The organism is Alicyclobacillus macrosporangiidus CPP55 (genome assembly GCF_000702485.1).
Classification (GTDB): domain Bacteria; phylum Bacillota; class Bacilli; order Alicyclobacillales; family Alicyclobacillaceae; genus Alicyclobacillus_H; species Alicyclobacillus_H macrosporangiidus_B.
The window spans coordinates 2,589,705-2,612,511 of the sequence record NZ_JNIL01000001.1; the positions used below are offsets into that span (position 1 = coordinate 2,589,705).

The following is a 22,807-nucleotide window of genomic DNA, read 5'->3' on the forward strand; positions in this document are numbered from 1 at the left end:
GGAGGGCGGCACCTTCCATGACGTTGCGCATAGGATATATAAAAATGGAAGACAGGATCACCCGTCAATTCGTATGGCCCATTCCTCGCATCGTGCTATACTGAAAAGGCAAAGATGAATGCAGGGTGGGGATGGGTTTGGATCGCGAATTGGCACTGGAGATCGTCCGCGTGACGGAAATGGCGGCCCTCAGCTGCGCCCGCTGGATGGGGCGGGGCAAGAAGAACGAGGCGGATGAGGCGGCCACCTCCGCGATGCGGGCGATGTTCGACACGGTGCAGATGGACGGGACCGTGGTCATCGGCGAGGGCGAGATGGACGAGTCGCCGATGCTGTTCATCGGGGAGCGGCTCGGCACCGGGGCGCCGCCGGCGGTGGACGTGGCGGTCGATCCGCTGGAGGGCACAAACATCCTCGCCAAAGGGCTGTGGAACGCGATGGCCGTGGTCGCTGTGGCGCCGAAGGGATCGCTGTTACACGCCCCGGATATGTACATGGATAAGATCGCCGTGGGGCCGAAGGCCAAGGGCCGGGTGCATCTGGATGCGTCCATCGAGGAGAACCTGCGCGCAGTGGCGGAGGCCACCGACAAAGACATTTCCGACGTGGTCGCCGTGATCCTCGATCGGCCGCGGCATCAGCACATCATCGAACAGGTGCGTGCGGCCGGAGCTCGCATCAAGCTGATCTCCGACGGCGACGTGGCGGCGGCGCTCAACACGGCCTTCGACGAGACGGGCGTGGACATCCTGTTCGGCCAGGGCGGCGCACCGGAAGGCGTCCTCGCGGCGGCGGCGCTCAAGTGCCTGGGCGGCGAGCTGCAGGGCCGCCTGATGCCCGAGAACGAGGCGCAGCTGGAACGCTGCCGGGCGATGGGGATTGAGGACGTTCGCAAGGTGCTGATGATGGACGATCTGGTCAAAGGGGACGACGCCATCTTCGCCGCCACCGGTGTCACGGACGGGGAGCTGCTGCGCGGCGTCCGCTTCATCGGCAAGTCCAGGGCGAAGACGCACTCCATCGTGATGCGCGCCAAGACCGGGACGGTCCGCTTCATCGAAGCGGTACACGACCTCGCCCGCAAGCCCCTTCTCGACATGGTGCCCGTGTCCTGACGACACGGGCCAGCGGTAAATGCCACACACCATCCTCTATGAAAGAACCGCCAGACCCAGCATAGGATAGGATCCAGCGGGTAAACATGTTATAATGCAGACGGTTTCCGGGCCGAGCGCCCGCAAAGCGGGGAAAGAAGAATGTGGGGGACGCCTATTGGACATCCGTGAATTGGAGTCGAAGAAACTCACGGAGTTGTATAAGTATGCCCGTGAGTTCCAGATCCCGTCCTACGGGAATATGAAAAAGCGCGAGTTGATTTTCGCAATACTCAAGGCGCAGGCTGAGCGCGACGGACTCATGTTTGCAGAAGGCGTTCTCGAAATCATGCCCGACGGATACGGATTCTTAAGACCGGTGGGATACCTGCCGAGCGCCGAGGATATCTACGTGGCGGCCTCCCAGATACGAAGATTTGACCTTCGAACCGGTGACCTGGTCTCCGGCAAGGTCAGGCCGCCAAAAGAAAACGAACGCTACTTCGGACTGCTCCACGTAGAAGCCGTCAACGGAGTCAGCCCCGAAGAAGCCGCAGAACGCCTGCATTTCCCAGCACTCACTCCCTTGTTTCCTCAACAGCACGTCGTTCTTGAGACGACTCCGGACAAAATCGCAACCCGCCTGATTGACCTGTTCGCACCCATCGGGTTCGGGCAGCGCGGCCTGATTGTGGCCCCGCCGAAGGCCGGGAAGACCGTATTGTTAAAGGAGATCGCCCACAGCATCGCCACCAATTATCCGGAAACCACGCTGATGGTGCTGTTGATCGACGAACGCCCGGAGGAAGTCACGGATATGCAGCGATCCGTCCGGGGCGAGGTCATCGCCTCCACCTTCGACGAGGTGCCGGACAATCACATCAAGGTGGCGGAGCTGGTGTTGGAGCGCGCCCTGCGCTTGGTCGAACACAAGCGCGACGTCGTGATCCTGCTTGACAGCATCACGCGCCTGGCCCGCGCTTACAACCTGGTCGTGCCGCCGAGCGGGCGGACGTTGTCCGGCGGGATCGATCCCGCGGCCTTCCACCGGCCCAAGCGCTTCTTCGGGGCGGCGCGCAAGGTGGAAGAGGGCGGGAGCCTCACCATCCTGGCGACGGCCCTGATTGACACCGGATCGCGCATGGACGACGTGATTTACGAAGAGTTTAAAGGCACGGGCAACCTGGAATTGCATCTGGACCGGCGGCTTGCGGAAAAGCGAGTGTTTCCCGCCCTCGATATCCGCCGCTCCGGCACCCGCCGCGAGGAGTTGCTGCTCCCGCGCGAGACGTTGGAGAAGGTGTGGGCCATCCGCAAGTCGATGGGGGACAATCCCGATTTCACGGAGCTTTTCATCCGCAAGTTCAAGCACTACAAGACCAACCAGGAGTTCCTCGACAGCCTGGAGCTGCACAAGGAGAAGAAGGCGTAAGTTTGAACACCGACATTCAACCTCTCTTGGTCTTCGCCGATCACCAGGGACAGGTCATGAATCACCATCGTCTGCAGCCGGTGGGCAGAACCGGATCGTACCTGACTGAGGTGCCCCCGGAGGAGTGGATCCCGCTGCCGGAAGGGGCAAGCCTGGTCTGGCTGCCGGGGACGCGAGCCATCGGACTGGATCCCGGCTCGGGCGAGATGGTCCACCTGGGCGCGGACGCGTACGCGGTCGGCGCGCTGTTGCCCCAGGGCTTCACGCGCCTGTTGCTCCCCGGCTACGTCAAGCGGAAGGGCGCCGAGCCGCTGCCGTTGTTCGGATACACGGCTGTGGGATGGTACGACGGCCGGTTTTACGTCGCGGCGGACGCCACCGACGATCCCTCGATGTGGAACCCGGCCGCGGTGCCGGAGGAGGACGTGGAACGGGCGGTCCGGGAAATGCTTCGTCGGCATCCGGACAACCGTCTGTTTGAACACTTGTCCCATTGTGCGTTGAGTTACGGCTGCATGACGGCGAAGAACACGTTTCTCGGCCGCCAGGAAGCAGCGCTGCCGGTCTCGTCGGCCTGCAACGCCGGGTGCGTCGGCTGCATCTCGGAACAGCCGGAAGACGCGCCGTTTCCGTCGCCACAGGTGCGGCTCGATTTCCGGCCGAGCGTGGACGAGCTCGTGGACGTCATGATGACGCATATCCGCAGCAATCCGCACGGCATTGTCAGTTTCGGCCAGGGCTGCGAAGGGGAGCCTGCGACGCGCTGGATGGACATGGTTCGCGCCATCCGGGCGGTGCGCGCCCAGACGCAGGACGGGTACATCAACATCAACACCAACGGCGGGTTGACCAAGCCGTTGCAGGCGGTGGTCGACGTCGGCCTGGACCTGATGCGCGTGAGCATCATCAGCGCCATCGACGACCATTACAACGCCTACTACCGGCCGCGCGGCTATACCCTGGAGGACGTGGCCGCCACCCTGCGGTACGCGGCCGACCACGGGGTATACACTTCCATCAATTATCTCGTATTCCCGGGGGTGACCGACCGGGAAGAGGAGATTGAGGCGATGGTGGCGTTCCTGCGCCGGACGGGGGTCCATCTGGTGCAGATGCGGAACCTGAACATCGATCCCGAGTACTATCTCAGCCAGATCCCGCCCCAACGGGGGGAACTGTACGGGATGCGCGCGGTGATGGATATCTTCCGCGCCGAGGTCCCGGGGATTGAGATCGGGTCGTTCTCGCACGTGCCTCCGCCGGAATGGCGGCGCCGGGCGTGACCGCGGCCACAGGCCGCCGGCCGCGCCCGGCCTTTCGTCTTCAGCGCACCCGGGATCTAGGCCCGATCGCCCTCGCCGGGCGGTCCGGCTCCCTTGGCTCCTTGCCCGTCAGATGTCCGCAGGCGCCTGAATGGACAGCCAGTCGGGCCACTCCACGTACTGCGGGGCGGTATCGGCGAAGGCCGCTTGGCTGCCCAGCAGCAGGGTGACGAGGGCGACGACGGTGGACAGGATCTTTTTCACATGAACCCCTCCCCATGGACGGTGGAATTGGATTACAATGTCATTCTAGGTCCGGCCGTCGCATGAGGCAATAATTTCTAGCAAGAATAAATATTGGTTTGCGAAGGAGGCGATGGGTGGGATGCGTACACCGCCGCCTCGATCGGTGGCCCTGATCGCCTTCCTCGTCTTGGTCTGGGGGACCACCTGGCCGGTGTACAAATTGGCGCTGAACGACACGCCGCCCCTGTTGTTCGCGGGGATGCGCACCCTGCTCGGCGGGATTGGACTGGTGATGGTGATGTTACCGCGCTGGCGCGAGATCCGGTGGCGGGCGTGCTGGCGGATGTACCTGATCTCCTGCGTGTTCAACGTGATCCTGTTCTTCGGCCTGCAGACGGTCGGATTGACCTTTTTGCCGGAAGGTTTGTTCTCCGTCCTGGTGTATTTGGAGCCCGTCTTGGTAGGCCTCCTCGCGTGGCTGTGGCTGCGCGAACAGATTTCGGCGGCGAAGATTGCCGGGCTGTTGCTCGGATTTGTCGGCGTCGCCGCCGCCAGCGCAGGGAACCTGCGGGCGGGTGCGTCATTCACCGGGATCGCCATCGCGCTCATCACGGCCGCCGAGTGGGCGGTGGGCACGGTGTACCTGAAGCGCATCCAGGGAAAGGCGGACCTGTTGTGGCTGGTCGCCATCCAGTTCACCCTCGGGGGTGCGGTGTTGACCGGACTTGGGCTGTGCACGGAGCGTTGGGCGGACATCCACTGGACACCCGCGTATGGGTTCGGGCTGCTGTACGGCGCCGTGTTCGGCGTCGCCCTGTCGTGGATCGTCTGGTTCCGGCTCGTGCAATCGGGGGAGGCGAGCCGCGTGGTGGCGATCACGTTCCTGGTGCCGCTCATCGCGGTGGCCTGCGGCGTGGTGTTCCTGCATGAACCCTTCAACAAGTCCTTGCTGATCGGGTTGGTGCTGATCATCGCCGGCATCTGGCTGGTCAACCGGCGGTCGGTGCCGCGCCGGCCGCGGACACAGGGATGGAGCCCGGGCACCCTGTAGATCCGGTTTGTGGTAGATCGCCTGTCCGGTATGACACGCGGGGCGATTTATGATATACTGGACGACAGTGTCGAAGCAGGGTGCATCGAATTGCACCGCAAAGCGAGGTGAACCACATGAAGACCGCGATTCATCCGGAGTACCATGTGACAACCGTCACCTGCGCCTGCGGAGAAACGTTTGAAACCGGTTCGACCAAGAAGAACCTGCGCGTTGAAATCTGCTCCAAGTGCCACCCGTTCTTCACCGGCAAGCAGAAGCTGGTGGACGCCGGCGGGCGTGTGGAGAAGTTCAACAAGAAGTACGGTCTCAAACCGGCTCAAGAGTGATCCGAAGACGCAGCGCCGCGCCTGCCGATTGGGCAGGCGCGGTTATTTTTATGGGAGTGGGGCGCTCCGCTCCGCTTGTGCTTCGCAAGCCGCTTCGCGGAGCGCCCCACTCCCTCACCTGTTTGGCGTTTTACGACGGGCATTTCATCAACGGAGTGCCATGCTTCATATCCTCATAGGCCGCGTGGGCGTTTCACGAAGTGTCTTGCGAAGCACAAACGGAGTGAAATGCCCACGCGGGCACACATGGACCGCGATCCCGTTGGTGACCCTACCATCGGGAGGTGGGTCCATGCGAAAGCGAACGGGGTGGATCGGTGCTCTCGCGGTGCTGAGTCTGTTGGCACTCAGCGGCTGTCGTGAGCATCCGAAGCTGCAGATGAATCAAGCTGCCGGAAGCATCGAACAACAGCTGGATCGGCGCGATGTGGACGTCAACGGGGACGCGGATCGCGCCAAACTGTCCGGATACAATGATACCAACAACCCGCAGCCGAACCCGCGCAGCGTGTCGCCCGCTCACGGGGCCGGGACCAATTTGACGCACGGGCGGTACTCCGGCAACGCGGAAGCGGATCGGGTGGCGCAGCTGGCGCTGAACATCCCATACGTGCGGTCATCGGCCGCCGTGGCATCGGGCCGCGTGATCCTGGTGGGGGTGGGTCTCGCCCGGACGCCGGCGCCCCGCGGGTTCCCGCAGCCGGACTTCGCGCACATCCAAAAGGAGATCCGCCGCCGCATCCTGACCCAGGCGCCCGAGTTCCGCTACGTGTACGTGACGCGCGACCCGCAGCAGGTGCGGGAGATCAACCGGATCGCGGACGGCCTGCGCAGCGGCCAGCCCCTCAGTGCCTACCAGGATCGCATCGCCGCCCTGATGCGGCAGATGCAGCCGGTGCCGTGGGGTTGACATCGGTTCCGCACCCAGGCGGCTCGACGTTCTCCAGGTCTGCCCTCCGCGCCTGACAATCCGGCCCCGTGTCGGTGTATACTGGGGGAACAGGGGCGTGGAAATGACATGCTGGAGACGATGTTCGACAAACTCGAAGCGATAGAGGCGCGGTACCGGCAGTTGGAAGATCTGCTGTGTCAGCCGGAGATCGTCCGGGACCCGGACAAGCTGCGGGTGTACAGCAAGGAGCAGGCGGACCTCAGCGAGACGGTCGAGACATACCGGGCGTACAAGCGGGTGCGCCAGGAGCTGCAGGACGCCAGGGAGATGCTGCAGGAGCGGCTCGACGAGGAGATGCGGGAGCTGGTGAAGAGTGAGATTGATGAAAAGACCCGCCAGCTCGCGGACCTGCAGCACGCGCTTCAGATCCTGCTGCTGCCCAAGGACCCGAACGACGACAAGAACGTCTTTCTGGAGGTGCGGGCGGCGGCGGGGGGCGAGGAGGCGGCGCTGTTTGCAGCCGACCTCGTTCGCATGTACACCCGCTTTGCGGAGCGCCACGGCTGGAAGGTGGAGCTCATCGACGCCAACTACACGGACATGGGCGGGTTGAAACAGGCGACCTTGTCCATCGTCGGCCGCGGGGCGTACAGCCAGTTGAAATTTGAGAGCGGGACGCACCGGGTGCAGCGTGTGCCGGTGACCGAGTCGGGCGGGCGCATCCACACGTCGACCGCCACGGTCGCCGTGCTCCCGGAGGTGGAGGACATCCAGGTGGAGATCCACGAGAAGGACCTGCGGATCGACACCTTCTGCTCCACCGGCCCGGGCGGGCAGAGCGTCAACACCACTCAGTCCGCGGTGCGCATCACCCACTTGCCGACGGGCATCGTGGTCTCCTGCCAGGACGAGAAGTCGCAGTTGAAGAACCGCGAAAAGGCGATGAAGGTCCTCCGGGCCCGCCTGTATGAGAAGTACCAGCAGGAGCAGCAGGCGGAGTTGGCCGCGAACCGACGCAGCCAGGTCGGGACGGGGGATCGAAGCGAGCGCATCCGCACCTACAACTTCCCGCAGAGCCGCGTCACCGATCACCGCATCGGGCTCACTCTGCACCGCCTGGAGGCGGTGCTCGACGGGGATCTGGACGAGATCATCCAAGCCCTGATCGTGGCGGAGCGGGCGCAGATGCTGGAGGCGGCGGAGGCGTGACAGCGGTACCGCGGAAGACCTACGGGGATGCCCTGCGCTGGGTGTCCTCATTTTTGTGCGATCACGCCGCGGGCGCGTCCTGGCAGGCGCTCCCGGCGGCGGAGCGCGACAAGGCGGCACGCGCGGAGGCGGAGACCCTGTTGCTGTGGGCGAGCGGCCGTACCCGTCTGCAGGTGTTGACCGGACTCGCCGATCCGCTTCCGGACGCGGTCCAGTCTGCGCTTCATGCGGCGGTGTTGCGCCGCGCGGCGGGGGAGCCGCTGCAGTACATCACCGGTGAGGCGCCATTCTACGGCCGCGTCTTCGCGGTGCGGAGCGGTTGCCTCATCCCGCGGCCGGAGACGGAGCTGCTGGTCGACCGGGCGATCGCGTGGCTGAGGGCGCACCGCCCGTCGAGCCGTGTGTGCGATCTCGGCGCCGGCAGCGGCGTCATCGCGGTCACGCTGGCGCTCGAAGTGCCGGAGGCCCAGGTGTGGGCGGTGGACGTGTCGGCGGACGCGCTTGCCATCGCGGAGGAGAACGCTCGCCGCCTGGGAGCCACGGTGCGGTTCGCGCGCTGTGACGGGCTGGCCTGGCTCCGGGGCGCGGCCGGCCCTCCTCCGGCGCACCTCCTGGTCAGCAACCCTCCATACATCCCAAGCGCGGACCTCGCCGGGTTGGCGCCGGAGGTCCGCGACTGGGAGCCGCGCGAGGCGCTGGACGGCGGTCCGGACGGGCTGGCGTTCTACCGCGCGCTGGCGGACGCCGGGCCGGTGGTGTTCGATCCGTCGGGCCCCGCGGCCCTCTTCCTCGAGGTGGGCATGGGCCAGGCGGAGGCGGTGATGGCGCTGTTCCGGGACGGCGGCCACTGGCGGGGCTGGCGGTTTGACGCCGAACCGGATCTGCGCGGCGTCCTGCGCGTCGTGTGGGGCGAGCGTCTGGCGTGAGCACCGGGCGGCCATGTGGGGACCGCCGGGCTGTGGGCGGGAGCAGGGGCCCGATAGCACCGGCGGGCGTGAGGTTTAATTCTATCTTTCGCTGGCCACACTGTTGCTAGTCATGCTAGAGCACCGGCAGACCGGTGCACGGCAGGGAGGGGCAACCGGTGGTCAAGCGGATGTTGGGGTTTTTGGCGGCGGTGGCCGTGGTGGTGTGCGCGGGACGGATGTGGCTCGGAACCGGCGCCGCGCCGGCGGGCGCAGCGACCGGATCAGCAGCGGGTACGGTGGCGGCCGGCGAGCGTGCGGTCTCGGTCACGGCCGGCACGACCGGGGGTGCCGCAGGAGGTTCCGGCGCATCGAGCGGCAAGGCCTCGGCGGCCGATCTGGTGACGGAAGCCCTCTACAATCCGGCGGAGCCGCACGCGGCGCCGATTCCGCAGGACGCCCTGCGGCTGCGCATCATCGCCAACAGCGACAGCCCGCAGGACCAGGCGCTCAAACGCGAGGTGCGGGACGCCGTGGTGGTGCAGGTGGCCAGGTTGGTGGCGGGATCGAAGGACGCCACCGAAGCGCGCCAACGGGTGGAGGCGGCGCTACCGGACATCCAGCGCACCGCCGTGGACGTCGCCCGCCATCACGGGTACAGTTATCCTGTGCGCGCGGACGTCGGGGTGGTGCCGTTCCCGACCAAGATGTACGGAAATCAGGTGTACCCGGCCGGCAACTACGAGGCGTTGCGCATCACCCTCGGCGCCGGCCAGGGGCAGAACTGGTGGTGTGTGCTATTTCCACCGCTGTGCTTCGTGGACATCGCGGACGGCGACGCGGTGCCGAACACGGGGGAGTTCCCGGACCTGCCGCCGCTCGAGGTCGTCGACATGCCGACGATGGACGGCGGCACGACCCAGGTGCAGGTGCGGCTCGCGTCGCTAGACTACGGCGAGGAGCTGTGGCGGTTGGTGAAAAACCGGATCGACGGGGTGGATCTAGGATGAAGTGGTGGCGGATTCCGGCGGAAGTCACAGGGCGGCCGGAGGCCGCGGCCGGCCGTGCGGCGGGCGGTGCGTCCGCGGCGCAGGGAGCGGCACGGGTGCCGGATGAAGCGGCCCTTCGGGAGGCGTTGGCGGAGGCGGCGGCCGTGTTGCGCGGCGGCGGCCTCGTCGCGTTTCCGACGGAGACCGTGTACGGACTGGGGGCAAATGCGTGGTTGGACGAAGCCGCGCGGCGGGTGTTCTCGGCCAAGGGGCGGCCGGCGGACAACCCGCTGATCGTACATATAGCGGATGTGGGCGATCTCGCCGGCGTGATCGACCGCCCGGAGGAAGTTTCGGACAGGGTGCGGCGGGCGATGGACGCCTTTTGGCCGGGGCCGTTGACCCTGATTCTGCCGGCGAACCCACGCATCGCTCCGGCTGTGCGGCCGGGGATGGACACGGTCGGGGTCCGGATGCCGGCGCACCCAGTGGCGCGCGCCCTGATCCGGGCGGCGGGCTGTCCGGTGGCGGCGCCGAGCGCGAACCGATCGGGCCGGCCGAGCCCCACGACGGCGGCGGACGTGGCGGAGGACATGCGCGACCGGATCGACGGCGTCGTCGACGGGGGCCCGTGCGGCATCGGCGTGGAGTCGACGGTGGCGTGGATCGGCGAGGAAGAGGTGGTCATCTACCGGCCGGGCGGGGTGACGCCGGACGATCTCGCGCGCGTCACCGGACTCCCGGTGCGTGTGGCGGCGGGCCCGACGGCCGGGGAGGCCCCGAAGTCGCCGGGGATGAAATACCGCCACTACGCACCGCGGGCCCGTGTGTACGTGTGGTGGGGCGATGAGGATCGGGTGCGTGCACAGGTGGCGCGGTTCGCAGCGGAGTACCGGACGATGGCACGGGCCGGGGCCGGGGTCCGCGGGGCGTCCGCAGGCGACGACGGGGACCCGCGGATCGCCCTGATTGCGCGGCCGGGGACGGTGCCGCCGGGTTGGGACCTGGCGTGGGTGTGGACGCCGGCGGTGGAGGGGGACCTCGGCGGTGGAACGCGGGAAGACCGGACGTGGACAGCCATTGCGGGAGCGCACGGCGGCTACGCTGCGGCCCTCAGCCGGCACCTCTACCGGCTGCTGCGTGCCTTCGACCGCCAGGGGGCGGATGTGATCCTGGTGGAAGGGGTGCCCCCGGAAGGGCTCGGCCTGGCGGTCATGAACCGGCTGGAGAAGGCCGCCGAGGGGCGGGTGTATCGGGTGTGAGGGGCGATTTCATCCGCCAGATGGGCGCCGTGAACAGCCATGCGGCCGACAGGGTGATGCCGACGGCCGCCACCGCCATCGCGGCGCGCAGGCCGAAGCCGGCTGCGATGTACCCTCCGGCTACCGCTCCCACCGAGGCCAGGATGTTCTCGAGCAGGTTGTAGACGGAATTGACCCGCCCCATCTCCTTATCCCGCGCCGTCCACTGGCGCAGGCTCGTCTCCAGGGTATCGGCGATGACGCCGCAGCCATCGCCCAACACCTGCGCACCCATCAGGAAGAGGGCCGCCATCCATGCAGGGCCGTGCGCCAGCGGCTGCAGCAGGTTGAACGCGCCGAAGCCGAAGCGCGACAGGATCAGCCATCGCCCGAACCCGTGCCGCTCGCCCAGGCGGCGCACCGCCGCGGCACCGAGCATCGCCCCGAGGCCGCCGCAACAGACGGTGATGCCGAACAGCCCCGGGCTGAGGTGCAGGATGCGCAACGCGAACAGGACGTCCATCGAGAACAGGATGCCTTGAAAGAGCCCGGACGTGGCCACCGTCAGGGTCAGGGCACGCAGGACAGGATGACGGAAGACCACCCGCAGCCCGTCCTGGATCTCCCGAGCGATGGCCCGGGCGTCCATCCCCGCCGGCACCGGAGGTTGGCACTGCGCCGCAGGCGCCGCAGGTGCCGTGGGGGACTGGCCTCCCACGGACGACAGGCCCCCCGCCTTCTCGGCCGATGTCTCTCCGGTCTGCGTCTGGCGCGTGCTGGCGGCGGCAGGTTCTCGCCGCCGGATCCACAGGACGGACAGGGCCGACACGAAATACGACAGGGCGTCCAGGAAGATCGCCACCGGCATCGACAGCGTCTGCACCAGTACGCCCGCCAGGCCCGGGCCAGTCATCTCCGCGAAGGAGCGGGTGAGGTTCAGCTTGGCGTTGGCGTCGAGCAGGTGATGTCGGCCCACCAATCGCGGGAGATAGGACTGGTAGGCCGTGTTGAATACCAAGGACAGGATGTCCACCAACGGCTTGACCACGAACAGCAGCCACAGCGACAGGTGGCCGAACCAGGCTGTCAGCGGGATCGACATCAGGATGAGGAAGCGGAGCAGGTCGGGGGCGACGAGAAAGGGCCGACGCGGAAGGCGATCCAGCAGGGCACCGGTCACCGAGCCGAGGACCGTCACCGGCAGGGTGCCGACCACCTCCAACCAGCCCATGGCGACGGGACTCGCGCCGAGCATCAACACCGCCCCAAGCGGCAGTCCTTCCCGGGTCAGCCGGGAGCCGATCTGGGACAGGGCCTGCCCGCCCCACAGCTTGAGAAAGTCGCGATTCTGCAACAGGCGATCGGAAGGTTGCGACTGTGCGGAATGGGAGACAGAGGATTCCATAGACTCAGTATACCGCGCCGGCGGGGCGGCACGCGACCCGCCGGAGCCTGGCCCAAGCCCGCTACGGCTCGCGGAATCTCATCGGTCCGCGCGGGCGGGGTTGCTCATGGATCCAACGTCTCATAGTACCGTTCGCCCGTGTACGGGTTGTACCAGACCCGCTGGCGGACGCCGGTGGTGGGATCGATGTTCACCTCGTCCGTGCGCACGAAGCCGTGCGGAACGGCGCCCTGCCGGCGAACGCGCGCCTGTCGCCGCCGGCTGGTGTACGCGAATGCCAGCGCCGCCACCACGGCGGTCGCCAACAGCCACACGAACATGACGATCACGCCTCGCTCACGCGGCGCAGCCGGACCGCCGTGCCGTAGGCGACGATCTCCGACATCGTCTGACCGATCTCGCTCGAGTCAAACCGCATCATCACGACGGCGTCGGCGCCCATGGCGTGAGCGTTGCGGACCAAGCGGTCGATGGCGTCCTTGCGGGCATCCTCCAACATTTCTGTGTACTCGTGAATCTCTCCGCCAACGATGCTCCGCAGACCCGCAGCGATGTTGCCGCCGAGGCCGCGGCTGCGGACGATCACGCCAAACACCTGGCCCAGTACCTCCGTCACCTCGTAGCCCGGGACACGTTCGGTGGTCACGACCAACATGGTGGTTCCCTCCAGTTCAAACAAGGCGTCAAACCTTACATATGGCACCATTATACAGGATGTTCTGCCCATGGCAGCATGCGGTGCGCTTCACCTTTCACAGCTTCTGCGCGTTCATCCCCTCGACCCCCACGGCCAGCGTACCGACGCAGACACCTGATCGCGCCGGACGTAGCCCGTCTGGCCCAAGGGGGTCACCACCTGCAGCCAGTCGCCGTTCATCCCCGTGACCAACAGGGCCGCGTCCCCGTGCAGCCACCAGATGGCGAAGGGACCGGCTGCCGGCCGGCTGTATACCACTGCGCCTTTGGGGGCGGTCACGAAGTACGCCGGCGTGTACCACAAGGGCCGCATCAGCACCGCTTCGAGCGCCTGTGCCAACGCCCGTTGGCCTGCGGCGTTCGGGTGGATGTCCTGCGCCTGTATCCGGATGAGGTCCTCCTGCCGCCCGTCCATCACCCGGTACGCGTCCACGACCGGGACGGTGGCTTGGGCGGCCGTGGCCGCGATGACGCCGTTGGCCGCCCGGATGGCGGCCTCCGCCTCGCCGTGCAGCGGGGTGGGGGCGGGGAACGGATCGTAGAGGTTGAAGAGGATCACCGGGGCGCTCGTCTGCTTTCGCACCGCGGCGAGGATGCGGGGCAGGTTCGCGCTCAGCTGCCGGATCCCCGCCTGAACTCGGGCGGGGTCGATGTGCACGGTACCGCCTGCGGCCGCCCGTGCGAGATCGGGGACGGCGTTCAGGAGATCGTTGCTGCCGATCTCGACAGTCACCACGTTGGCCGTGCGCAGCGCCTGTTGGAACGGAGGCGTCCCGAGTGCCTTCAGCAGGTCGGACGAGGTCCAGCCGGGCACCGCCAAATCCGTCACCCGGGCGCCGTTGTCCCCGGCGACGAGAAGCGGGTAAGCGCCCGGGGCCGGGTGCAGGTCGGCCAGTGTGCGCGCACCGGGCGACGCCCCGGCGCCGGGCAGGCCGTAACCGAACGGGATGGAATCGCCCAGGGCCACCAGCCGCTGGCCAGGCGCGAGGGCACGGCCGGTGCCGTCCTTTGCGGGGGCTGGGGCCGACGAGGGGGCCGAACTGGCGGACGCGGGCTGCACCGGTGCCGTCGCCGCGAGCACGGGCTGCGCCGGCCCTCCCAGGAGGGCGGCAAGTATCGTGCTCACTGCGGCGATCTCCCGGCCTCTCCAGTGCCTGTCCTCTCGAGTCCTCATACCTCTCCCATCCTCCCGGGTTCTTGCTTGTTATGGTACGTGGCGCGGGCGGCCCGAGGCAAGCGGATCGCCCATCATGTCCCGCGGGACAGGCGCATAGATTCAGGAAGGGACCGGAAGGAGGAGGCGGGTGCAAGATCATATCCACGACTTGTTCGAAATCCTGATGATGTCCATGGCGCTCGGGATGGACGCCTTTTCGCTGTCCATCGGCCTCGGCCTGCACGGGATTCGGCGGCACACCGCCTTGAGGCTGGCAGGGACCATCGGGGTGTTTCACTCCCTGATGACCCTGGCCGGTCTGTACCTTGGATTGGCCATGCAGGGGCTGTTGGGGGCGGTGGCGCACTGGTTTGGCGCACTGCTGCTGTGCGGCTTGGGACTGCACATGCTGTACACCTGCGTGTTCGCTCCAGAGCAGGTGGTGATGACCGGCACAGGCGGCATCGCCTTGATCGCGTTTTCCGCAAGCGTCTCCATCGACGCGCTGTCCGTTGGATTCAGCCTCGGGCTCCGCAGCACCGCCTACGGGGTGGTCTCGGCGGGGGCCTTCGGGATCGCCGGCGGCATCCTGTGTCTGGCGGGCCTCTACATCGGCCGCAAGGCGGGGGTTCGCATCGGCCGCATCGGCGAATTCGCTGGGGCGCTGATTCTGGTCGGATACGGCCTCCACTTCCTGGCCGGATGATGCAGGGAAAATGCGGGCACCCTGCTGTCTGCCAGGACAGAATTATGATAACATTCAGATCAAAGAACCCGGCGCATACGCTGGAATCGCGATGTAAGCGGATCCGCATCGGATTTCCGATGGGGGAGCGCTGAGAGAGGAGGAGCCGAATGCTGCACCTGGTGGTGTGCATCAAACAGGTGCCCGACAGCCGCGAGATCCGCATCGATCCAAAGACCAACACGCTCATCCGGCAGGGTGTGCCGGCCATCGTCAACTACTACGACCTGCACGGCCTGGAAGAGGCGCTGCGCATCAAGGACCGGCATGGTGCGCGCGTCACCGTCGTGACGATGGGCCCGCCGTCTGCGGACAAGGCGCTCAAGCAGTGCATCGCCATGGGGGCGGACGAAGGGATCCTGGTCAGCGACCGCGCGTTCGCGGGGGCGGACACCCTCGCTACGTCGTACGTGGTGGCGATGACCATCCGCAAAGTGGAGGAAGCGTGGGGACCGGTCGACATCGTCTTCTGCGGCAAACAGACGCTCGACGGGGATACGGGCCAGGTGGGCCCGGGCGTCGCCTGCCGCCTCGACCTGGAGCAGTTGACCTATGTCGAAAAGGTCGAGCACCTGGACCTCGAGCGGCGGGAGATCATCGTGCATCGGCACCTGGAGGACGGGGTCGAGCGGGTTCGGGCGAAGTTGCCGGTACTCATCACCGCGCTCGCCGAGCTGAATGAACCCCGCCGGGCCAGCCTCCCGGGCGTTCTGCGAGCGGCCCGGTACAAACCGATTGTGTGGACGACCAACGACTTTCCGGACCTGGATCGCAGCAAGATCGGCCTGCGTGGGTCCCCGACCATCGTCGCCAAGACGTGGGTGCCCGAGCCGAGGACGGTCAACACGGAGTACATCCCGGCGGATCATCCGGAGGCCGCCGCCGAAGCTCTGGTGGAACGGCTGTTCGCGAGCGACATCGCGGAAAAACTGGGCTGGGTGCAGGGGGTGCGAGCATGAGCGACGGGAGACAGGCAGAACTCCAGCGCGATGAACCGAAGCGAGATCCCAAACGGCGCAAGCCGATGGTCGGATTGCAGCCGGAGGGAGACGTGGATTGGTCGTCCTACCGGGGCGTTTTGGTCGTGGTGGAACAGCGGGCGGGCGTCGCCAAACCCGTGTCTTGGCAGCTCCTCGGCGAGGGACGCCGGTTGGCCAACAAGCTGGATGCGCCTCTGATGGCGCTGGTCATGGGATACCAGGTGGGGCATCTGGCCCAGGAGGCCATCTACCACGGCGCGGATCGCGTGTATCTGTGTGATTCGCCCGAGCTCCGGGACTACCGCACGAGGCCCTACAGCCGCGTGTGTCTGCACGTGATCCGCGCATTCAAACCGGAGATCGTTCTGATGGGCGCCACCTACACGGGCCGCGATCTCGCGGGCGCCATCGCGACCCACCTGCCGACGGGGCTCACGGCGGACTCGACGATGCTCGACGTGGACGAGGACCGCCTGCTGTTGGCCAGCCGGCCGGCTTTCTCCGAGAAGATGCTGGCCACCATCCTGTGCAAGCAGTTCAAGCCGCAGATGGCCACCGCTCGCGCCGGGGTGTTCGAAGCGCTGCCGCGGGATCCTTCGCGCACCGGCGAGATCGTCACCGTGCCGCCGCAGATTCCGCCCGAGGACATCGCCACGGAGGTGCTGGAGTTCATCGCCGCCACGGACCGCGTCAACCTGGCGGAGGCGGAGGTGATTGTCGCCGGTGGCCGAGGACTCGGCGGACCGTCGGCCTTCGCGATGCTCAAGGAGCTCGCGGATGCATTGGGCGGAGTGGTCGGTGCGTCCCGGGCGGCGGTCGATCTCGGTTGGATCGATCACCGCCATCAGGTCGGCCAGACGGGGACCACGGTGCGGCCCAAGCTCTACTTCGCCATCGGCATCTCCGGCGCGGTGCAGCACGTCGTCGGGATGCAGAACGCGGAGTGCATCATCGCCATCAATAAGGATCCGGCAGCGCCGATCTTTCAGATCGCCCACTACGGCATCGTCGGCGATCTGTTCCAGATCGTCCCGGCCATCACGGAGGCGGTGCGCGCGCGCAAGGCGGCCGGGCGGTTTCGTGCAGACGGGGAGGGCCTGGGCTTTTCCTTGACCGGTGCAGGCTCCGGCGGTCCGGTCCGGGGCGCTGAATGAGTGACAGGGGGGAATGCGCGTGGCGGACGAACGGTTTGACGCCATCGTGGTGGGGGCGGGCCCGGCGGGGACGGCGGCGGCCTACACGATGGCCAAGGCCGGCCTGAAGGTGGCGCTCATCGAACGCGGTGAGTTTCCAGGGGCGAAAAACATCTTCGGCGGCGTATTATACCGCAAGCAGCTCGAGGACCTGATCCCAAATTGGTGGCAGGAGGCGCCTCTGGAGCGGAAGATCGTCGAACAGCGCCTGTGGATCCTCGCCGAGGACAGCGCGGTGACGCTCGGGCATCGCAACCAGCGGTACCATGACCCGCCGAACTGCTGGACAGGACTGCGGGTGAAGTTCGACCCCTGGTTTGCCGGCAAAGCGGAACAGGCGGGGGCGGTTCCCATTTACGAGACGGTGGTCACCGGCCTTCTGCGCGCCGGAGAACGGGTGCGCGGGGTGATCACGGACCGCGACGACGGCGAACTGGAAGCCAACATCACCATCATCGCAGACGGGGTCAACTCGCTCTTGGGCAAACAGCTGATGGTGCACCGGGAGTGGCGGCCGGACGAGGTGTCGCTCGCCGTCAAGGAGATCATCCAGCTGCCCAAGCAGACCATCCAAGACCGGTTCAATCTGGAGGGCGACGAGGGATGCACGATTGAGATCATCGGCCACACCTGCGGCATGGCAGGGCTGGGATTCCTGTATACCAACACCGACACCCTCTCCATCGGCGTCGGCGTGATGGTCAGCGATCTCAAGAAAAAGCGCGTCAAGCCGTACGAGGTGCTGGACGGGCTGAAGCAGCATCCCATGATCTCCCGGCTCATCCAGGGGGGTGAGGTCAAGGAGTATTCCGGCCACCTCATTCCGGAGGGCGGGTTCAACTCCATCCCGGCCTTGGCGGGCGACGGATGGATGATCTGCGGCGACGCGGCGCAGTTGGTCAACGCGGTGCACCGGGAGGGGACGAACCTGGCCATCACCTCCGGGCGCTTGGCGGGGGAGGCGGCCATCCGGGCGCACGAAGTGGGCGACTTCTCCGCAAGCACCCTGGCTGCCTATGACGAGGCCATCCGGGCTTCGTTCATCTACAAGGACCTCAAAAAGTACCGCGGAGTGCACAGCCTGCTGGCTCACGAGGACACAGAACAGTTGTTCAATCATCTGCCGCAGGCGCTCAACGACGCCGCCTACGAAATGCTGTTGGTGGATGGCGTGCCGAAACGCGACAAGCAGCGCAAGGCCATCCGCCGCCTGAAGGAAGCCGCGGGGGGCGCTTATATGGATCTGATTCGCCTTGGCTTAAAAGGGTGGAGGGCGATGAACGGATGAGCGCGAGCATCGAGGAGCGGCTGTTCACCATTCGCTACAAGGCAGACCGGGTGTCTCACTTGATCATCAAGGATCAAGAGGTGTGCCTGGCCTGCCCGACCAAGGAGTGCAACTGGTTCTGCCCGTCGGATGTGTACCTGTGGCACGAAGCGGAGCGCATGACCTCGGTGGCGTACGAGAACTGCATCGAGTGCGGCACCTGCCGGATCGCCTGCCCGGAGTACAACATCGAGTGGCTGTACCCGAAGGGGGGCTACGGCGTCACGTACAAATACGGATGAAAAGAAAGGCGGAGGATGCGTATGATTGACCGCCGCCAGTTTGGTTGTTCGGATGCATTGCCGGTCAAGGTGGCGTTCTCGGACCTGGACAGCCTGATTGACGAGCTGTTGCAGTGCGGGATCCGGGCGGCGCGGTTGGACCTGTTCCGGGTGATCCGCCCGAGCGAGCTGTCGTTCGTCCATTACGTGACGTGGACGTTGTATGTCACCGCCTGGGATCCCGAGAACGGCACCTTGTACGAATATCAGGAGGCTGCGGGGACCACAGTCAGCGCGGATCCGATCGCGGGCGATGCGGTGGAGCCGCTGGCCCCTCGGCAGCGGCTGGAGGCTCTGCGCCGGCGCATGCAGGAGCAGTCCATCGAAGTCCGGCGGGGCCGGTTTGTGATGGACACGGACGGAGCGGAGGGATAGGGAGGTACCGTCGAGTCGGGAACACGGCGCCGACCCTGGGGGTGCATCTGCCCCGGGGACCGGCGCCATTGCATGCGGTTTTGGGGGCGGGATATACTGAAGCCAATCGAATCCATCACCGGAATTTCGCAGGCCGGCGGGCCAGGAGGTGTCGTCCTTGCACCTGTTGTTCGTCTGCACCGGGAACACGTGCCGCAGTCCCATGGCGGCTTTTTTTGCGCAAGCGGAGATCCAACGCCGCAGTCTGCCCTGGACCGTGGAATCGGCCGGCCTGTACGCGGCGGAGGGCATGCCGATGACGCCCGCCGCCGCGGACGCGCTGACCCGCCGCCACATCCCCTTGGCGCCGCATCGGTCCCAGCCTGTGCGGCCGGATCTGGTCGAGAAAGCCGACGTCATCCTCGTCATGACGCAGAGCCAGGCCAAGGACCTGGAGAGCCGATTCCCGGAGGCGAAGGACAAGATCCGGCTGCTCGGAGGCTTCGCGGCGTTTGCGGAACCCGCGGAAGAAGCATCGCAATCGGATGCCGCATCCCCTTCCGGGTGTGATATTGTAGATCCGTTCGGAGGATTGGACGAGCATTACGAGGCATGCGCACAACAAATTGAGCGCAGCGTGCGGGGGCTCGTCAATCACCTGTTGGGGGAGAACAAGCCGTGAACATCGCAATCGCCAGCGATCACGCTGGATTCCGACTGAAAGAGGCACTCAAGCAGACGCTCGACGAGTTGGCGGTGGACTACGAAGATCTGGGCACCTACGACGAAAAGTCGGTCGACTATCCGGATTACGCGCGCAAGGTTGCGGAGGGCGTGGCCGAGGGCCGGTATGACCGGGGCGTCCTCGTCTGCGGGACGGGCCTCGGCATGTGCATCACCGCGAACAAGGTTCCGGGGGTGCGCGCGGTGACGGCGCACGACGTGTTCTCCGCGCGGATGTCCCGTGCGCACAACGATGCCAACGTGCTCACCCTGGGGGAGCGCGTGATCGGTCCCGGGCTGGCGGCGGAGGTGCTCAAGGCGTGGCTGACGACCGAGTTCGAGGGCGGGCGCCACGCCGGGCGCGTGGAGAAGGTGCGCCAGGTGGAACGGGAGTACGGAAAGGCATGAGGAAGGCATGAGTGAACAGAGCGGCCCGATTTTGGACCGGGCGTGGCTGGACCAGATCCGGTCGGAACTCCGCGAGTGCCTGGACGATCTGCGGGTGGCGGCGGACCTCGGCCCGGGCCGCCTGCTCGTGATCGGAGCCTCGACGAGCGAGGTGTGCGGCCATCGGATCGGCACGCACACGTCGGTCGAGGTGGGTCGGGCGCTGGTCGAGACCATCCTCGAGTTTGCCGCCGATGCGGGATGCCATCTGGCTTTCCAGTGCTGCGAACACCTCAACCGGGCGTTGGTGGTGCGGCATTCGCTCGCCGCAGCGCGCGGCTGGACGGAGGTCGCCGCCGTGCCGGTGCCAGGGGCCGGCGGATCGGTGGCGGCCCACGCGTATTTCGCCTTGCCGGACGCCTGTCTGGTGGAACGCGTGGAGGCGGACGCCGGGCTGGACATCGGCGACACCTTGATCGGCATGCATCTCAAGCGCGTCGCGGTGCCGGTGCGCGGGCGGCGCAACCGGATCGGCGAGGCGCATGTGGTGATGGCGCGAACCCGGCCGCCGCTCGTCGGCGGATCGCGCGCCGTGTACGACGTGGAGGAGGCGCGACGGCGCCTGTTCGGCGACGCTCGTTGACGGTCCCCACACACCTGTGGCCGGGCGGGCACCCGAGAGGAGGAGACGGAATGACCACACTGCACACATGGGATCCGGAAGTCGCGCGGGCGATGGAGCAGGAGCTCGGCCGCCAGCGCGCGAAGATTGAGTTGATTGCCTCGGAGAACTTCGTCAGCCGCGCCGTCATGGAGGCGATGGGAAGCGTCTTGACCAACAAGTACGCCGAGGGGTACCCGGGCCGGCGCTATTACGGCGGCTGCGAGTACGTCGACATGGTCGAGAACCTGGCGCGCGATCGCGTCAAACAGCTGTTCGGCGCCGAACATGCCAACGTGCAGCCCCACTCCGGCGCCCAGGCGAACATGGCGGTCTACTTCGCAGCCCTCCAGCCCGGCGACACGGTCCTCGGCATGAACCTCGCCCACGGTGGCCACTTGACGCACGGCAGCCCAGTCAATTTCTCCGGCCAGCTGTACCAGTTCGCCGCCTACGGGGTCAACCCGGAGACGGAGACCATCGACTATGACGAGGTCGCCCGCATCGCCAAGGATGTGCGGCCGAAGCTCATCGTCGCCGGGGCGAGCGCGTATCCGCGCGTGATCGACTTCGCACGCATGCGCGCCATCGCCGACGAGGTGGGGGCGATGCTCATGGTCGACATGGCCCACATCGCGGGCTTGGTGGCGACCGGCCATCACCCGTCCCCCATCCCGCACGCCCAGTTTGTCACGAGCACCACCCACAAGACGTTGCGCGGGCCGCGCGGGGGGCTCATCCTGACGACGCAAGCGCATGCGAAGGCCGTCGACAAGTCCATCTTCCCGGGCGTCCAGGGCGGTCCCCTGATGCACGTCATCGCCGCCAAGGCGGTGGCCTTCGGAGAGGCGCTCAAGCCGGAGTTCAAGGATTATTCCGCCCGCATCATCAAGAATGCGAAGGCGCTGGCCGAGGCGCTCAAGGCGCGCGGCTTCCGGCTGGTTTCGGGCGGCACGGACAACCACCTCATTCTGATTGACGTGCGCAACTTCAACTTGACCGGCAAGGAGGCGGAGCGGCGCCTCGACGAGGTCGGCATCACCGTGAACAAGAACGCCATCCCGTTCGATCCGCAGTCTCCCATGGTCACCAGCGGGATCCGCGTCGGCACGCCGGCGGTGACCACGCGCGGCATGGACGAGCAGGCGATGGAGGAGATCGCCGAGGTGTTCCACCTGACGCTCGCCTCTTCGTTTACGGAGGCGGATGCCGAGGTGGCGCGGGCGAAGGTGAAGGCGTTGACGGAACGGTTCCCGCTCTACGAGGGATTGTCGTACCTGGGAGAGGAGGAATCGCGGTGATTCTCATCGCCCATCGGCTGAAACCGCGGGTCGTTGAGGCGTTGCGGAAGGCGTTGCCGGAGGAAGAGATTGAGGTGATGGATCGCTTCGACCCCGCCCATCCCCGCCTGGCGGAGGTGGAGATTCTGGCGGCCGTCGGAACCTCCCTGACGGAGGAAACCATCGGGGCCTGCCCGAACGTCCGCTGGCTGCACTCCATCTCGGCCGGGGTCGAGACGGTGCCTTTCGATCTCATCCGAGCGCGGGGCCTGCTGCTGACGAACGCCCGCGGCGCGCACGGCAAGCAGATGGCTGAGCAGATCCTCGGCATGATGATCTCGTTCACCCGCGGCCTCCACTACAACGTGCGCCGGCAGCTGGAGCACCGCTGGGACCGCGGGTACAAGCTGGACGAGCTGTCGGGCCGCCACCTGGTCATCGTCGGGGCGGGCAGCATCGGACGCGAGGTGGCGCGCAAGGCGCAGGCGTTCGACATGACGATCACGGGGGTGCGCCGGAACCCGGCCCCGATGCCGGGCTTTCACCAGGTGGTCGGCGTGGACGCCTTGAACCGCGTGCTGCCGGAGGCCGATTTCGTGGTGGTCCTGACGCCATTGACCCCGGAGACGTACCACCTGATTGGGGAAGCGGAGTTGGCCGCCATGAAGCCGTCGGCGTTTCTCATCAACTTCGCCCGCGGGGACGTGGTGGACGAGGACGCGCTCATCCGCGCGCTGCGGGAGGGCCGCATCCGCGGCGCGGGATTGGATGTGTTCCACCAGGAACCGCTGCCCGCGGAGAGCCCCCTGTGGGACATGGAGAACGTCCTGATTTCGCCGCACAACGGTGGATGGACGCCGTCGCACGACGACCGGTTCCTCGAGGTATTTCTCGCCAACCACCGGGCCTACCGGGCGGGGGAACCGCTGCCGACGCGGGTGGACATCGAGGCGCGTTACTGAAGGCGTG

26 protein-coding genes are annotated in these 22,807 nt (G+C 66.6%); 21 read left to right on the forward strand and 5 right to left on the reverse strand.

Annotated features, from left to right (window positions below):
* The first annotated feature begins 137 nt into the window (after positions 1–137).
* The 3 genes from glpX to N687_RS0112980 all read left to right on the forward strand — a co-directional run bounded on the left by glpX (position 138) and on the right by N687_RS0112980 (position 3,809).
* Positions 138–1,115, forward strand: a complete 978-nt coding sequence (glpX, locus tag N687_RS0112970) for a class II fructose-bisphosphatase (protein WP_029422252.1) — start codon at positions 138–140, stop codon at positions 1,113–1,115.
* A gap of 157 nt (positions 1,116–1,272) precedes the next feature.
* A complete protein-coding gene (gene rho, locus N687_RS0112975) occupies positions 1,273–2,526 on the forward strand; it encodes a transcription termination factor Rho (protein WP_029422253.1) in 1,254 nt (417 codons plus the stop codon).
* Between the two features lie 56 nt (positions 2,527–2,582).
* Positions 2,583–3,809, forward strand: a complete 1,227-nt coding sequence (locus N687_RS0112980; RefSeq protein ID WP_051663604.1) for a radical SAM protein — start codon at positions 2,583–2,585, stop codon at positions 3,807–3,809.
* A 108-nt stretch (positions 3,810–3,917) separates the two neighbouring features.
* Here the strand turns inward: N687_RS0112980 and N687_RS25160 are convergent, their stop codons facing one another.
* Positions 3,918–4,052 (reverse strand): hypothetical protein, encoded by a 135-nt coding sequence (locus N687_RS25160; protein WP_269320497.1) that lies wholly within the window; start codon positions 4,050–4,052, stop codon positions 3,918–3,920.
* Between the two features lie 112 nt (positions 4,053–4,164).
* Here N687_RS25160 and N687_RS0112990 point away from each other — a divergent pair, with 112 nt between their 5' ends.
* The 7 genes from N687_RS0112990 (at position 4,165) to N687_RS0113020 (ending at position 10,671) form a co-directional block, all read left to right on the forward strand.
* Complete coding sequence (locus N687_RS0112990) at positions 4,165–5,085, forward strand: DMT family transporter (protein WP_156040146.1); 921 nt, start codon at positions 4,165–4,167, stop codon at positions 5,083–5,085.
* Positions 5,086–5,201: 116 nt separating this feature from the next.
* The gene (rpmE, locus tag N687_RS0112995) at positions 5,202–5,414 is read left to right on the forward strand and encodes a 50S ribosomal protein L31 (RefSeq protein ID WP_029422256.1); all 213 of its coding nucleotides are present in this window, start codon (positions 5,202–5,204) and stop codon (positions 5,412–5,414) included.
* Between the two features lie 292 nt (positions 5,415–5,706).
* Positions 5,707–6,324 (forward strand): YhcN/YlaJ family sporulation lipoprotein, encoded by a 618-nt coding sequence (locus N687_RS0113000; protein WP_029422257.1) that lies wholly within the window; start codon positions 5,707–5,709, stop codon positions 6,322–6,324.
* Between the two features lie 120 nt (positions 6,325–6,444).
* Complete coding sequence (gene prfA, locus N687_RS0113005) at positions 6,445–7,515, forward strand: peptide chain release factor 1 (RefSeq protein WP_029422258.1); 1,071 nt, start codon at positions 6,445–6,447, stop codon at positions 7,513–7,515.
* Positions 7,512–8,441 carry a peptide chain release factor N(5)-glutamine methyltransferase gene (gene prmC, locus N687_RS0113010; RefSeq protein WP_051663225.1) on the forward strand — a complete coding sequence of 310 codons (930 nt, stop codon included), beginning with the start codon at positions 7,512–7,514 and terminating at the stop codon, positions 8,439–8,441. Before prfA ends, prmC begins: the two co-directional genes overlap by 4 nt.
* 158 nt (positions 8,442–8,599) lie before the next feature.
* A complete protein-coding gene (spoIIR, locus tag N687_RS0113015; protein WP_051663226.1) occupies positions 8,600–9,430 on the forward strand; it encodes a stage II sporulation protein R in 831 nt (276 codons plus the stop codon).
* Positions 9,427–10,671: an L-threonylcarbamoyladenylate synthase gene (locus N687_RS0113020; protein ID WP_081841376.1), complete on the forward strand. Its 1,245-nt coding sequence runs from the start codon at positions 9,427–9,429 to the stop codon at positions 10,669–10,671. The genes spoIIR and N687_RS0113020 overlap by 4 nt, the downstream gene beginning before the upstream one ends.
* Here the strand turns inward: N687_RS0113020 and N687_RS21155 are convergent.
* The 4 genes from N687_RS21155 to N687_RS0113040 form a co-directional block, all read right to left on the reverse strand.
* Complete coding sequence (locus tag N687_RS21155; protein WP_035462262.1) at positions 10,622–12,055, reverse strand: MFS transporter; 1,434 nt, start codon at positions 12,053–12,055, stop codon at positions 10,622–10,624. The two genes, N687_RS0113020 and N687_RS21155, sit on opposite strands and share 50 nt — an antisense overlap.
* 104 nt (positions 12,056–12,159) lie before the next feature.
* A complete protein-coding gene (locus tag N687_RS21160) occupies positions 12,160–12,375 on the reverse strand; it encodes a hypothetical protein (protein WP_035463203.1) in 216 nt (71 codons plus the stop codon).
* 5 nt (positions 12,376–12,380) lie between these two features.
* Positions 12,381–12,710, reverse strand: a complete 330-nt coding sequence (locus N687_RS0113035) for a YbjQ family protein (RefSeq protein WP_029422263.1) — start codon at positions 12,708–12,710, stop codon at positions 12,381–12,383.
* Between the two features lie 114 nt (positions 12,711–12,824).
* Entirely contained in the window at positions 12,825–13,925 is a 1,101-nt protein-coding gene (locus N687_RS0113040; RefSeq protein WP_081841377.1) for an SGNH/GDSL hydrolase family protein, read from the reverse strand.
* A gap of 130 nt (positions 13,926–14,055) precedes the next feature.
* Between N687_RS0113040 and N687_RS0113045 the strand changes: the two genes are divergently transcribed.
* The 11 genes from N687_RS0113045 to N687_RS0113095 all read left to right on the forward strand — a co-directional run bounded on the left by N687_RS0113045 (position 14,056) and on the right by N687_RS0113095 (position 22,800).
* Positions 14,056–14,613, forward strand: coding sequence for a manganese efflux pump MntP family protein (locus tag N687_RS0113045; RefSeq protein ID WP_029422265.1), 558 nt, complete (start codon positions 14,056–14,058; stop codon positions 14,611–14,613).
* A gap of 149 nt (positions 14,614–14,762) precedes the next feature.
* Positions 14,763–15,611: an electron transfer flavoprotein subunit beta/FixA family protein gene (locus tag N687_RS0113050; protein ID WP_029422266.1), complete on the forward strand. Its 849-nt coding sequence runs from the start codon at positions 14,763–14,765 to the stop codon at positions 15,609–15,611.
* Between the two features lie 92 nt (positions 15,612–15,703).
* Complete coding sequence (locus N687_RS0113055) at positions 15,704–16,786, forward strand: electron transfer flavoprotein subunit alpha/FixB family protein (protein ID WP_197029370.1); 1,083 nt, start codon at positions 15,704–15,706, stop codon at positions 16,784–16,786.
* Positions 16,787–16,799: 13 nt separating this feature from the next.
* Positions 16,800–18,113 (forward strand): FAD-dependent oxidoreductase, encoded by a 1,314-nt coding sequence (locus N687_RS0113060; protein ID WP_029422268.1) that lies wholly within the window; start codon positions 16,800–16,802, stop codon positions 18,111–18,113.
* The gene (locus N687_RS0113065; protein WP_029422269.1) at positions 18,110–18,394 is read left to right on the forward strand and encodes a ferredoxin family protein; all 285 of its coding nucleotides are present in this window, start codon (positions 18,110–18,112) and stop codon (positions 18,392–18,394) included. The genes N687_RS0113060 and N687_RS0113065 overlap by 4 nt, the downstream gene beginning before the upstream one ends.
* A 21-nt stretch (positions 18,395–18,415) precedes the next feature.
* On the forward strand, positions 18,416–18,808 hold the full coding sequence (locus N687_RS0113070) for a hypothetical protein (protein WP_029422270.1): 393 nt from the start codon (positions 18,416–18,418) through the stop codon (positions 18,806–18,808).
* 157 nt (positions 18,809–18,965) lie between these two features.
* Positions 18,966–19,469 carry a low molecular weight protein arginine phosphatase gene (locus N687_RS0113075; RefSeq protein WP_029422271.1) on the forward strand — a complete coding sequence of 168 codons (504 nt, stop codon included), beginning with the start codon at positions 18,966–18,968 and terminating at the stop codon, positions 19,467–19,469.
* Positions 19,466–19,918, forward strand: a complete 453-nt coding sequence (gene rpiB, locus N687_RS0113080) for a ribose 5-phosphate isomerase B (protein ID WP_029422272.1) — start codon at positions 19,466–19,468, stop codon at positions 19,916–19,918. Before N687_RS0113075 ends, rpiB begins: the two co-directional genes overlap by 4 nt.
* A gap of 7 nt (positions 19,919–19,925) precedes the next feature.
* Complete coding sequence (locus N687_RS0113085; RefSeq protein ID WP_029422273.1) at positions 19,926–20,540, forward strand: TIGR01440 family protein; 615 nt, start codon at positions 19,926–19,928, stop codon at positions 20,538–20,540.
* A 50-nt stretch (positions 20,541–20,590) separates the two neighbouring features.
* Entirely contained in the window at positions 20,591–21,859 is a 1,269-nt protein-coding gene (glyA, locus tag N687_RS0113090; RefSeq protein ID WP_029422274.1) for a serine hydroxymethyltransferase, read from the forward strand.
* On the forward strand, positions 21,856–22,800 hold the full coding sequence (locus N687_RS0113095; protein WP_051663229.1) for a D-2-hydroxyacid dehydrogenase: 945 nt from the start codon (positions 21,856–21,858) through the stop codon (positions 22,798–22,800). The genes glyA and N687_RS0113095 overlap by 4 nt, the downstream gene beginning before the upstream one ends.
* Positions 22,801–22,807: the final 7 nt, after the last annotated feature.

Excerpts from the sequence above, each read along its gene's own strand:
- N687_RS0112980 (WP_051663604.1), top strand. The coding sequence starts at position 2,583 with ATGAATCACCATCGTCTGCAGCCGGTGGGCAGAACCGGATCGTACCTG.
- N687_RS0112990 (WP_156040146.1), top strand. The coding sequence starts at position 4,165 with ATGGGTGGGATGCGTACACCGCCGCCTCGATCGGTGGCCCTGATCGCC.
- rpmE (WP_029422256.1), top strand. The coding sequence starts at position 5,202 with ATGAAGACCGCGATTCATCCGGAGTACCATGTGACAACCGTCACCTGC.
- N687_RS0113000 (WP_029422257.1), top strand. The coding sequence starts at position 5,707 with ATGCGAAAGCGAACGGGGTGGATCGGTGCTCTCGCGGTGCTGAGTCTG.
- prfA (WP_029422258.1), top strand. The coding sequence starts at position 6,445 with ATGTTCGACAAACTCGAAGCGATAGAGGCGCGGTACCGGCAGTTGGAA.
- N687_RS0113020 (WP_081841376.1), top strand. The coding sequence starts at position 9,427 with ATGAAGTGGTGGCGGATTCCGGCGGAAGTCACAGGGCGGCCGGAGGCC.
- N687_RS21155 (WP_035462262.1), bottom strand. The coding sequence starts at position 12,055 with ATGGAATCCTCTGTCTCCCATTCCGCACAGTCGCAACCTTCCGATCGC.
- N687_RS21160 (WP_035463203.1), bottom strand. The coding sequence starts at position 12,375 with ATGTTCGTGTGGCTGTTGGCGACCGCCGTGGTGGCGGCGCTGGCATTC.
- N687_RS0113035 (WP_029422263.1), bottom strand. The coding sequence starts at position 12,710 with ATGTTGGTCGTGACCACCGAACGTGTCCCGGGCTACGAGGTGACGGAG.
- N687_RS0113040 (WP_081841377.1), bottom strand. The coding sequence starts at position 13,925 with ATGAGGACTCGAGAGGACAGGCACTGGAGAGGCCGGGAGATCGCCGCA.
- N687_RS0113050 (WP_029422266.1), top strand. The coding sequence starts at position 14,763 with ATGCTGCACCTGGTGGTGTGCATCAAACAGGTGCCCGACAGCCGCGAG.
- N687_RS0113060 (WP_029422268.1), top strand. The coding sequence starts at position 16,800 with ATGCGCGTGGCGGACGAACGGTTTGACGCCATCGTGGTGGGGGCGGGC.
- N687_RS0113065 (WP_029422269.1), top strand. The coding sequence starts at position 18,110 with ATGAGCGCGAGCATCGAGGAGCGGCTGTTCACCATTCGCTACAAGGCA.
- N687_RS0113070 (WP_029422270.1), top strand. The coding sequence starts at position 18,416 with ATGATTGACCGCCGCCAGTTTGGTTGTTCGGATGCATTGCCGGTCAAG.
- N687_RS0113085 (WP_029422273.1), top strand. The coding sequence starts at position 19,926 with ATGAGTGAACAGAGCGGCCCGATTTTGGACCGGGCGTGGCTGGACCAG.
- glyA (WP_029422274.1), top strand. The coding sequence starts at position 20,591 with ATGACCACACTGCACACATGGGATCCGGAAGTCGCGCGGGCGATGGAG.